Genomic DNA, 10953 nt, shown 5'->3' with positions numbered 1-10953 from the left:
GGTACGTGGGCTGAATCGCGAGATGCGCCAGCACCACCACCGTTTCAATACCCTATTGGTAAAAGGTGCTGTAGTTGGGCTGTGAAGTGGTGATTTGTGACGACATCCTGGTGCAACGTTTCTATGAGTCATTTACTACTGCGAAACAGGGCGGCAACAGAACCCGCTTACCGTGAGGTGGTCACGACGACTGTGGCGACCCAACTGCCTTCCGAGTCACAGGAATTCACATGGCAACATTCATCGAACAACGGACGATTGGCGCTATCCCGGAGGAAGAACGGCACGGGCGAGCGTGGCACCTGCTCCCACTGTGGTTCTCCCTGAACGCGACGGTGATGGCCGCCACCACCGGTGCCATCGGCATCTCCGTCGGTGCCGGCCTGGTACCGACACTGATCGCGATCGTCGTCGGCAACCTCATCGGGTCGGTCTTCATGGCCTATCACTCGGCGCAGGGTCCGCAGCTCGGCCTGCCCCAGATGATTCAGAGCCGAGCGCAATTCGGATTCTTCGGTGCGGCCCTGCCCAACCTGCTGGCCATCATCATGTACATCGGCTACTTCTCCGGTGCCGGCGTCATCGGCGGCCAGGCCATCGCCAGCATCTTCGGCATACCGACCGCCACGGGAATCGTCATCTGCAACGCACTCACCTGGTTGATCGCCTTCGCGGGCTATCGCGTCATCCACGCCTTCGACCGCGCCATGGCCGTCGTCTCGGTCTTGGTGCTGGTGCTGCTCTTCGTCGCCGCGATCGGTCACTTCGGCTCGGCACCGCCGGCCGAGAGCCATCCCGGCTTCGCGAACTTCTTCCTCATCCTGTCGATCGCCGCGAGCTGGCAGATCACCTTCGCGCCCTACGTCTCGGACTACTCGCGCTACCTGCCGACCAGCCAGGGCGGCGCGAAGACCTTCTGGTACACCTTGATCGGCAGCTGCACGGGCGCGATCACGTTCATGGCGTTGGGTGCCATCGTCGGTGTCTACGCGCTGGACAGCCTCAGCGCCGACTCCATCGTCTACCTGTCGAGCCTGTCCCCGGTCGGCGCCCCCGTCATCGCGATCATCTTGGTCCTGGGCATGATCGGGGCGAACTGTGACAACCTGTACGGACCGTACATGGCAGGGTTGTCCACCGTCACCCAGGCCGGCGGCCCGCCCCACGTCTCGCGCCTGGTGCGCGCCGCGGTCACGGGCGGATTCGCGCTCCTGGGCACCGCCATCGGCATCTTCTTGTCCGGTGACTTCCTGACCAATCTGCAGAACCTCATCATGCTGCTGCTCTACATGCTGGTGCCGTGGACGGCCATCAACCTGGTGGACTTCTACCTCATCCACCGCGGCCGCTACGACGTCGCCGAGATCGTCGCGATGCGGGGCCGGTACGGCCTGGTCAACTGGAAGGCCATCGCCACCTATGCGGTCGCCGTCCTAGCGCAGGTGCCCTTCATGAGCTGCGCGCTGTTCGTCGGGCCGGCGGCCAACGCGCTCGGCGGCGTCGATATCGCCTGGGTCGTCGGGCTCATCGTCGCCGGTGGTCTGCACTACCTACTGAACCGCTCGGCAGCCGCCCGCGACGCCGACATCCCCGTTGCCCCGATCACCGCGGCCACCACCGTCACCGCCTGACCCGCAAAGGAATCGCCATGTCATTCGACTACTCCCGGCTCGCCGCCACCTGCGCGGTGGAATCGCCGGAAAACGCCATCACACTGCCACCGGAGGCCTACGGCAGCGACGAACTCTATGCCGCCGAGGTGGATCGCATCTTCAAGCGGGGCTGGATCCCGTTGTGCCGCATCGAGCAGCTGCCGGCACCGGGCAGTTACTACAGCATCGACATCCTCGGCACGCCCCTGGTGGTGACGCGGGACCGCAAGAACGACATCCGGGTGATGTCGCGCAACTGCACACATCGCTGGATGGAGGTGTGTAGTGGTGCGGGGGAGGCCGGCGTGCTGCAGTGCCCGTACCACCTGTGGTCCTTCGGACTGGACGGACATCTGGCGGGTGCGCCGGAGATGAAACAATCCGCCGGCTTCGACCGGAAAGATCATGGGCTCAAGCAGTTCCGGCACGAGGTGTGGAAGGGATTCGTGTTCGTCAACTTCGACGGGCAAGCCGCACCGGTCGCCGAGCAGCTCGCCGGCCTGGCGCCGATGGTCGACCCGTACGACTTCGAGAACTACCAGATCGTCGAACACACCGATTGGGGGGTGTGCGACTGGGACTGGAAGATCATGGTGGACAACTTCATGGAGTGTTACCACCACATGGGGCCGCACCGCGGAACCCTGGAGGACGAGTTCCCCGCCAAGCTCAGCGCCAACTTCTGTGGCGGAAGCTATTTCAGCACCATGGTGTCCAAGCAGGCCGAGGGTTACCCCGCCAGCGAACCATTCATGGCGCCGGGGGCGCCGACCCTGGCCCCGGAACAGAGCCACCAGATCCTGATCTTCATTGCCTACCCGCTGCTGCAGATCTCACTCGGTCCCGGCTTCATGTACTGGCTCAAGACACTGCCCGTCGGTGCGGGGAAGGTCGAGATCCACCTTGACATCGCGATGTCACCGGCCGCACTGGCTGCGCCCGACCTCGACGCCCGGCGCAGCCAACTGGTGAAATCCATCTGCGACATCCACCGGGAGGACCTCGATGTGTGTGCGGCCGTGCAGAAGTCGGTCCGCGCCGGGGTGACCTCCACCGGACGACTGTCGCACCTGGAACAACCGCTGTGGGAGTTCTACCGCTATCTCGGACGCGAACTCGGAATCGTCTCCCAAACCGCCGATCTGGCCTCCGCAGGCTGAAAGGACCAGAAATGACCAGCACACTCAACGGGCACGTCCAACACACCACCGCCAAGGAGGTCGCCGAACGCCTCGGTTCCGCCGGCGTCAAGTACGCGGCCATCAGCTTCGTCGACATGCACGGCAAGCCCAAGGCCAAGATGGTTCCGCTGAACCACCTGGGGCAGGCCGCCCGGGGTTCGGAGATGTTCACCGGCGCGGCGCTGGACGGCGTGCCCCAGGATGTCAACGACGACGAGGTGGCTCCGCACCCCGACTTAAGCGCGGCCATCATCACCCCGTTCAACAAGGAGGTGGCCTGGTTCCCCGGTGATCTCTGGATCGGTGACACCCCGTTCGAAGCCTGCAGCAGGCAGATCCTCAAACGGGTCACCGCCGACGCCGCGACGCTGGGCTACACCTTCAATCTCGGCATCGAGACGGAGTTCTTCCTGCTCACCGATGACCGGGCCGGCACCCCGGCCCCGGCCAGTCTGGACGACAACCTGGACAAACCCTGCTACGACCTGCGCGGCCTGCTGCACAACTATCCTGTCGTCGACGAGATCGTCACGGCCATGAACGAACTCGGCTGGGACGTGTACTCATTCGACCACGAGGACGGTAATGGCCAATTCGAGACGGATTTCACCTATACCGACGCGGTGACGATGTCCGATCGGCTGGTGTTCTTCCGGATGATGGTCGGTGAGATCGCCCGGAAGCACGGTCTGTTCGCGTCGTGGATGCCCAAACCGTTCGCCGATCGCACCGGAAGTGGCGCGCACTACAACATGTCACTGGCCGGTATCGACGGCACCAACCTGTTCGAATCGGCCGACGATCCGCGTGGCTGCGGGCTCTCGGAACTGGGCTACCGATTCACCGCAGGGATCCTGCGGCACGCGTCGGCGATCTGCGCGGTGATCGCCCCGACCGTCAACAGCTACAAGCGACTGGTCAAGCAGGGCAGCATGTCCGGGCTCACCTGGGCCCCCGTCTTCGCGTGCTACGGCGACAACAACCGCACGAACATGATGCGCATCCCCAAAGGCGGCGGACGGGTTGAATGCCGGGCGGCCGACAGCGCCAACAACCCCTACCTTGGTGCCGCGCTGATGTTGGCGGCCGGCCTGGAAGGTATCCGGGAGGGCCTGGATCCCGGTGAGCCCAACCGGGACAACCTCTACAACGTCTCAGAACTGGAGCTGGCGGCCCGCGGCATCGGGTGGCTGCCCCGGTCCCTGGGCGAGGCCATCGAGGCGCTGGAATCGGATCCGTTGGTGCGCACGGTGTTCGGTGACGCCATGTTCGATTCGTTCGTGGCCGAGAAACGCGCGGAATGGGACTCTTTCAACGCGCATGTGTCGTCCTGGGAGACCGATCGCTACCTGCGGTTCTGGTGACCATGCGGTGGGATGAACTGACGTCGACGCAACTGGCGGCGGCCGTCGCCGCCGACCCGGCCTTGGTGGCGCTCGTGCCCGTCGGCGCCACCGAGCAGCACGGGCCGCACCTACCGGTCGGCACCGACACCGTCATCGCCACCGCGGTCGCCGAGGCGGCCGCCGGCGGTGACGGACCGTCGGCCGTCGTGTTACCGGCAATTTCGTACGGCGCCAGCCAATTTCACGGCACCGACTTGGCCGGCACGGTCGCCTTCTCCGGCGCAGACACCGCCGACCGGGCTTACCAGGTGGCGCGTGCCTGTCTGGACTCCGGGCTGCGCCGCATCCTGTTCGTCAACGGACACGTCGGGAATGCCGCACCGCTGTGGTTGGCCTGCGACCGCTTCCGGCGTGCTCATCCGGACGGCCGGATCGGCGTCATGCAGTGGTGGGAGCTGACACCCGAGATCGCGGCCGCGGCCACCGCCGACGCTGTCGACTGGCATGCCAACGCCGCCGAGACGTCGATCATGCTGGCGCTGCGGCCCGAACTGGTCGACACCGACCGATTCGCCGAGGCCGACGATCCCGACCGCACGGCCGGGCTGGTCTTCCGTTACTCGGTGGCCCAGGTGTCGACCAACGGGGTGACCGGCCATCCGTCGCGGGCTTCCAAGGAACTCGGCCTGGCGCTGTGGCGCGATATCGTCACCGCGGCCCGGGATGTCGTCGCACGGGCCCGGACCGAGCAACCGCCGCTGCCGTAGCGATCGGCCCTAGAATGCGTCTCGTGCCCCCTCCCGAGCGCAAGGCGCAGGTCCGTGCCATCGGCCGCCCACGCGTGGGGTCGGTATCCGAGGTCGGCGGCGGCCCGCCGGCGTCGCCGCGTACTGGCATCGTGAATGCCGCGACAAAACTGTTCTCCGAGCGCGGTTATGCCCAGACCACGATGAGCGATATCGCCCGTGCCGCCGGGTTGCAACAGTCCTCGCTGTACTACTGGTTCCGCAACAAGGAGCAACTGCTGCAGGAGACGCTGCTGGTCAACCGGGCACCGCTGAACTTCATTGCCGAGGTGGGTGCGGGATCGGGGTCGCCCGCGGTCAAGTTGTACCGATTGCTGCGCTTCGACACGATGCAACTGGCGATGTCACCCATCGACTTCAACGAAATCCAGCGGATCGCCTACGAACAGCGCGACGAGTTCCACCAGTTCTGGACCGATTACGAGCGGCTGCGGCAATGGGTGGTCGACCTGATCGGTGCAGCCGTCGGTGAGGGCAAGTTCGTCGACTGCGACCGGGAGGAGACCGCGGGCTTGCTGCTCAACTTCGACGAAGGCGCGCAGAAGCGCACCCGGTTGCACCCGGACCGGGGCGACCGTGCCGAGGAGGCGATCCGGGTCGGGGAGCAGGTGGCGACCATCGCGGTGCGTGGGCTGCTGAAACGGCCCAGCGAAATCGGGCGTATCACGGCGCAGGCAGCACAGTTCGACGATGCCGCCATCGCCCTGCGGGTGGGCCTGGACGCGACCGACTGAGGGACGCGGCCGGGGCTTTCATCGGGGGCCGAACCGTCCTACCCTGGTGTGATCCACATCACCATGGGAGGTCCGGTGCGCATCTCCGACGTGCTGAAGAGTAAGGGCGCTGCGGTGGCGACCATCGCCCCGGACACCGTCGTTTCAGATCTGCTGGCCGGCCTGGTCGGCCGCAATATCGGTGCCATGGTGGTGGTCGGCCCCGACGGTCCGGTCGGCATCGTGTCCGAGCGCGATGTGGTGCACAAACTCCACGAGTTGGGCGCCGACCTGCTCCGACGACCGGTTGCCGACATCATGACCACGCATCTGGTGTACTGCTCACCCAGCGATTCGGTGGACAGCCTGAGCGCGGCGATGACCCATAACCGGGTGCGGCACATCCCGGTGCTCGACGGCGGGCGGCTGGCCGGCATCGTCAGTATCGGTGACGTGGTCAAGACGCGGATGCAGGAATTGGAATCCCAGCAGGAACAACTGCAGGCCTACATCACGCAGGGCTGAATAGGCTGCACGGTGTGAGTCACATCGATGTTCGTCCCGCCGTCCGCGCCGATATCGGGGAACTGTCACAGGTGCTCGGCCGCGCGTTCCATGACGATCCGGTGATGGCCTGGATGCTGCCCGATCCGGTTGCGCGGCGGCGCCGATTGCACCGCCTGTTCGCCGCCCTGACCCGGTATCACCACCTGTCGCGCGGTGGGGTGGAGGTGGCGTCGGCGGTGCCGACAATGGGGGCGGCGTCGGCGGTGCCGACAATCGGGTCTCCGTCGGCGGCGTCGGCGATCGGTGCTGCCGCGTTATGGGACCCGCCCGGCGGCTGGCAGCACACCACCGCCGAGGAACTGCGGGCCATGCCCAGCCTGATGTTGACGTTCGGCCGCACTCTGCGCCGCGGCCAGCAGGTGGACGAGTTGATGAAACGTCATCATCCCGAGGAGCCGCACTGGTATCTGGCGGTGATCGGCAGTGATCCTTCGGTCCGGGGTAGCGGTCAGGGTCAGGCGCTGATGCGTTCGCGGTTGGACCGTTGCGATGCCGAGCATGCCCCGGCGTACCTGGAGTCGAGTAATCCGGTCAATATCGGCTATTACCAACGGTTCGGCTTCGAGGTGACCGGGGAGATCAGGTTGCCCGACGGCGGGCCCTCGATGTGGCCCATGTGGCGCGAGCCACGGTAGTGCAGAAGTGGCGGCAGCCACGGTAGGGCAGATGTGGCGCGAGCCACGGTGGCGCGCGTTTCGGGTAGAGTGCGCTTGCCGACCAACAGGGGAATCCGGTGAGAATCCGGAGCTGACGCGCAGCGGTGTGAGGTGGTACGCCTCGAGTCCGAATGCCTGCGGCCGGTACCGACCGTTGACGGCCTCGCGACCGGGCCCCGCATCGTAAGGAAGCCACCGTGCGCGTTATCGCCGTGCTCCTGTCCCTTTCTCTTGCCTCCCTTGTCGTCAGCGCCTGCAGCACCGCGACATCGGCGGAATCCCCGCCGGCACCGGCCGGCACCACTGGTCACACCAGCTACCCACTGACGCTGGAGAACTGCGGTGTCCGCGTCACTTTCGACAAGCCGCCCCGCCGCGCCGTGTCGCTGTATCAGGCGTCCACCGAGATCTTGTTGGCCCTCGGGCTGGCCGATCGGATGGTGGGCACCTCGACATGGTTCGACCCGGTGTTGCCCGAACTGGCCGCCGACAATGCCCGGGTGCCCCGGCTCGCGGACAACGACCCGTCCCTGGAGACGGTGCTGGCCACCGAACCGGATCTGGTCACCTCGGCCAGCGCGCACACCTTCACCCCCGCGGTGGTTGCCGATCGGGCGCGCTTCACCCAGTTGGGCGTCCCGACGTATCAGTCGCCGTCGGTGTGTGATGGTGCCACCATCGACGGTGAGACGGTCACCCGCAGGCAACCGTTGCGCATGGACACCTTGTTTCGTGAAATCACCGAACTGTCAGCAATTTTCGATGTACAGGAGCGTGGCGCAGAGTTGGTGGGCCGGCTGAAGAAGCGGCTGGCCGCGGCACCCCCGGTGACCGGACCCGTTCCCACGGTGGCTTTCTGGTTCTCCGGGCTGCGCATGCCCTACCTGGCGGGCTGCTGTTCGGCTCCCGGGCTGTACGCCCGTGAACTCGGCGTCACCAACGTGTTCGCCGACGCCCGCGAGGACTGGCCGGAGATCAGCTGGGAAGCCCTCGCCGACCGCGACCCGGACGTGCTGGTGCTGGCCGATCTGAACCGCCGCCGGGTGGACGGGGACGCACTGGACACCAAAATCCGTTTCCTGGAATCGGATCCGGTCACCAGAAACCTGAAGGCGGTGCGCGCCAAGCACTATGTCGTGCTCACCGGATCCGAACTCGATCCGGGCATTCGGCAGGTTGACGCCGTCGAGAAACTGGCTGCCGGGTTGGCCGCGATCGGGCCGGCGCGATGATCGCCCGCGCCGCGGTAGCCCTCTGCTCGGCTCTGTTGTTGGCCGGGTGCGGTCAATCGGCGGCGCCGGCCCAGCGATCTGCCGGTGCCGCGGGTTACCCGCTGAGTGTGCCGAACTGTGGGCGCGACGTCGTGATCGACACACCGCCGACGCGGGCGGTATCGCTCAACCAGAGCTCGACCGAGATCCTGCTGTCGCTGGGACTGGCCGACCGCATGGTGGGCACCGCGACGTGGACCGACCCGGTGCGGGCGGACTTGGCCGCCGACAATGCCCGGGTTCCGCAATTGGCGGTGAACAAGCCGGCGCTGGAGACGGTGCTGGACACCGAACCGGATTTCGTCACCGCATCGTTCGCCGGCACTCTCGGTCCGGGTGGTGTCGCCGACCGTGACGAGTTCGACAAGCTGGGTGTGCCCGCCTATCTGGCGCCCAGTGACTGTGTCGGCAAGGTGGCCGGCGGCGCGGACGGGGTCCGTGCTGCGCCGCTGACCATGGACCTCATCTACGACGAAATCCGGGACCTGGCAGAGATCTTCGATGTTCCCGACCGCGGTACGCGCCTGAGTGCCGAGTTGCACGGGCGGATGGAGGCCGCCCGCGCGATCGCCGATGTCGACATCGCTTTCTGGTTCTCCGATATCCGGACGCCCTATATGGCCGGTTGCTGCGGAGCGCCCGGCATCATCGCCGCAACGGTGGGTGCCCGAAATGTCTTCGCCGACACCACCGACGAGTGGCCGCAGGTCAGTTGGGAGGCGGTCGCTGCCCGCGATCCCGATGTGCTGGTGCTGGCCGACCTGAGTCGGCGCACCATTGAGGGTGACTCGCTGGCCACCAAAATCCAGTTCCTGGAATCGAATCCGGTGACCGCGCGGCTGACCGTGGTCCGGGAGAAGCGCTACATCGTCGTCAACGGCGCCGATCTGAACCCGTCCATTCGCACCGTCGACGGTACCGAGAAGGTGGCGAACCGGTTGCGTGACCTGGGATTCGTGACGGGCAAGTGAGTCTGCGTACACCGGCGTTGGTCGCCCTGTGGGCTGCCGGCCTTGTGCTACTGCTCCTTTCGGCTGCTGTCGCTGTCACGATCGGTCCGGCCGCGCTGTCGATGCTCGATGTGTATCGCATCGTCGCCGACCATCTGGGCGCCGGACCGTCCGGCGCGACCCGGCTGCAGGACGGCATCGTCTGGCAGTTGCGCCTGCCGCGGGTGGCGCTCGCCGCGATCTGCGGGGCCGGCCTGGCGTTGTGTGGGGCGATCATGCAGTCGCTGCTACGCAACCCGCTGGCCGACCCGTTCGTACTGGGGGTTTCCTCGGGAGCCTCGACCGGCGCGGTGCTCATCGTGGTGCTCGGCGCCGGTGCGGGCGCGGTGTCCTTGTCGGCGGGGGCGTTCGCCGGGGCCCTGGTGGCCTTCGCGGTTGTGCTGGCCCTGGCCTACGCCGCCGGAGGGAGCACCGACCGGGTGGTCCTGGCCGGCGTCGCGGCCACCCAGTTGTTCTCGGCGCTCACCTCGTTCATCGTGCTGTCCTCGGCCGACGCCGAGCAGACCCGTGGCGTGTTGTTCTGGCTGCTCGGGTCGCTGGCCGGGGTGGACTGGGCCGACGTGCTGACTTGCGGGCTGGTGGTGGCGGCCGGGCTGGTGTGCTGCCTGGGGTTCGGGCGCACACTGGACGCCTTCGCGTTCGGCGAGGATGCCGCCGCGACCCTGGGCGTCGCCGTGCGTCGCGCGCAGATTGTGCTGCTGGTGGTGACGGCGTTGGTCACCGCCGCGTTGGTCAGTGCGGCCGGCGCGATCGGTTTCGTCGGCTTGGTGCTGCCACACGCGGCGCGCTTCTTCGTCGGGCCGGGCCATCTGCGGTTGCTGCCGACGGTCACCCTGTTCGGCGCGATCTTCATGGTGTGGGTGGACACGCTGGCTCGCACCGTCTTCGCGCCGCAAGAACTGCCCACCGGAGTGGTCACCGCGCTGCTGGGGGTGCCGGCCTTCGCGGTGATCCTGCTGCGCCGCAGGGGGGTACACCGATGAGCTTGCGGGCGCTGGACGTCAGCTGGACCCGCTCGGGGAACGTGGTGCTCGACGGTGTCACGGTCGATCCGGAACCGAGGAGCACGGTGGGCCTGCTGGGGCCCAACGGGTCGGGGAAGTCGTCGCTGCTGAGGCTGCTGGCGGGGGTGGACCGCCCCGACTCCGGCGCGGTCACCCTCGACGGCGAGGTGCTGCACCGGCTATCGCGCCGGGCGGTGGCGCGCCGGGTGGCGATGGTCGGCCAGCATGCCGATACCGATCTGCACATCACGGTCTACGAGGTGGTGCGACTAGGCCGCATCCCGCATGCCGGGGTGATCGGAGGCGACCGGGACACCGACCACGCGGTGCGCGAGGCACTGGCGGCCACCCGGCTGGCGGACATGGCGCAACGGCATTGGCACACCCTGTCCGGTGGTGAGCGTCAGCGGGTGCAGATCGCCAGAGCACTCGCGCAGCAACCCGGCGAATTGCTTCTCGACGAGCCGACCAACCACCTGGACATCGCCCATCAACTCGACATCCTCGCCTTGGTCCGGGCTCTCGACCTCACGACGGTGGTCGCCCTGCACGACCTCAACCTCGCCGCGATGTTCTGCGATCACCTGATCGTGCTGTCGGCCGGCCGGGTGGTGGCCGCCGGGCCGCCTGCCGAGGTGCTTACCGAGGAGCTGGTCGCCGAGGTCTACCGGGTCGACTGTCACATCACCGTCGTCGACGGCCGCCCGTGTGTTCGGTACACCGCCCCCAGTCGGTGAGCGTGCGCCG

Annotated in this window: 11 protein-coding genes and 1 riboswitch; all 11 genes read left to right on the top strand. The window is 66.9% G+C overall.

Translation table 11 applies throughout. From position 1 onward, the window contains the following. Positions 1-230: 230 nt before the first annotated feature. The 11 genes from SBI67_RS16710 (at position 231) to SBI67_RS16660 (ending at position 10943) form a co-directional block, all read left to right on the top strand. Positions 231-1631, top strand: coding sequence for a purine-cytosine permease family protein (locus SBI67_RS16710; RefSeq protein ID WP_318981627.1), 1401 nt, complete (start codon positions 231-233; stop codon positions 1629-1631). Between the two features lie 17 nt (positions 1632-1648). Continuing rightward, positions 1649-2812 carry an aromatic ring-hydroxylating oxygenase subunit alpha gene (locus SBI67_RS16705; protein WP_318981626.1) on the top strand — a complete coding sequence of 388 codons (1164 nt, stop codon included), beginning with the start codon at positions 1649-1651 and terminating at the stop codon, positions 2810-2812. 11 nt (positions 2813-2823) lie between these two features. Then, positions 2824-4197 (top strand): type III glutamate--ammonia ligase, encoded by a 1374-nt coding sequence (gene glnT, locus SBI67_RS16700; RefSeq protein ID WP_318981625.1) that lies wholly within the window; start codon positions 2824-2826, stop codon positions 4195-4197. Positions 4198-4199: 2 nt separating this feature from the next. Beyond that, on the top strand, positions 4200-4946 hold the full coding sequence (locus SBI67_RS16695; protein ID WP_318981964.1) for a creatininase family protein: 747 nt from the start codon (positions 4200-4202) through the stop codon (positions 4944-4946). A gap of 23 nt (positions 4947-4969) precedes the next feature. Then, entirely contained in the window at positions 4970-5719 is a 750-nt protein-coding gene (locus SBI67_RS16690; protein ID WP_318981624.1) for a TetR/AcrR family transcriptional regulator, read from the top strand. 75 nt (positions 5720-5794) lie between these two features. After that, complete coding sequence (locus tag SBI67_RS16685; RefSeq protein ID WP_318981963.1) at positions 5795-6223, top strand: CBS domain-containing protein; 429 nt, start codon at positions 5795-5797, stop codon at positions 6221-6223. A gap of 14 nt (positions 6224-6237) precedes the next feature. Beyond that, the gene (locus SBI67_RS16680; protein ID WP_318981623.1) at positions 6238-6900 is read left to right on the top strand and encodes a GNAT family N-acetyltransferase; all 663 of its coding nucleotides are present in this window, start codon (positions 6238-6240) and stop codon (positions 6898-6900) included. Positions 6901-6938: 38 nt separating this feature from the next. Further along, positions 6939-7078: riboswitch (cobalamin riboswitch) on the top strand. Between the two features lie 49 nt (positions 7079-7127). Continuing rightward, entirely contained in the window at positions 7128-8153 is a 1026-nt protein-coding gene (locus SBI67_RS16675; RefSeq protein WP_413232524.1) for an ABC transporter substrate-binding protein, read from the top strand. Further along, positions 8150-9163: an ABC transporter substrate-binding protein gene (locus SBI67_RS16670; RefSeq protein ID WP_318981621.1), complete on the top strand. Its 1014-nt coding sequence runs from the start codon at positions 8150-8152 to the stop codon at positions 9161-9163. The genes SBI67_RS16675 and SBI67_RS16670 overlap by 4 nt, the downstream gene beginning before the upstream one ends. Next, positions 9160-10185, top strand: a complete 1026-nt coding sequence (locus SBI67_RS16665; RefSeq protein ID WP_318981620.1) for a FecCD family ABC transporter permease — start codon at positions 9160-9162, stop codon at positions 10183-10185. Before SBI67_RS16670 ends, SBI67_RS16665 begins: the two co-directional genes overlap by 4 nt. Then, the gene (locus SBI67_RS16660; protein ID WP_318981619.1) at positions 10182-10943 is read left to right on the top strand and encodes an ABC transporter ATP-binding protein; all 762 of its coding nucleotides are present in this window, start codon (positions 10182-10184) and stop codon (positions 10941-10943) included. Before SBI67_RS16665 ends, SBI67_RS16660 begins: the two co-directional genes overlap by 4 nt. Positions 10944-10953 lie beyond the last annotated feature (10 nt).

Origin of the sequence: Mycolicibacterium chengduense (assembly GCF_033741155.1) — a bacterium.
In the GTDB taxonomy this organism is placed as follows: Bacteria; Actinomycetota; Actinomycetes; order Mycobacteriales; family Mycobacteriaceae; genus Mycobacterium.
The sequence above is the reverse complement of the archived record's forward strand: the minus strand, read 5'-3'. Positions and strand labels throughout refer to the sequence as shown.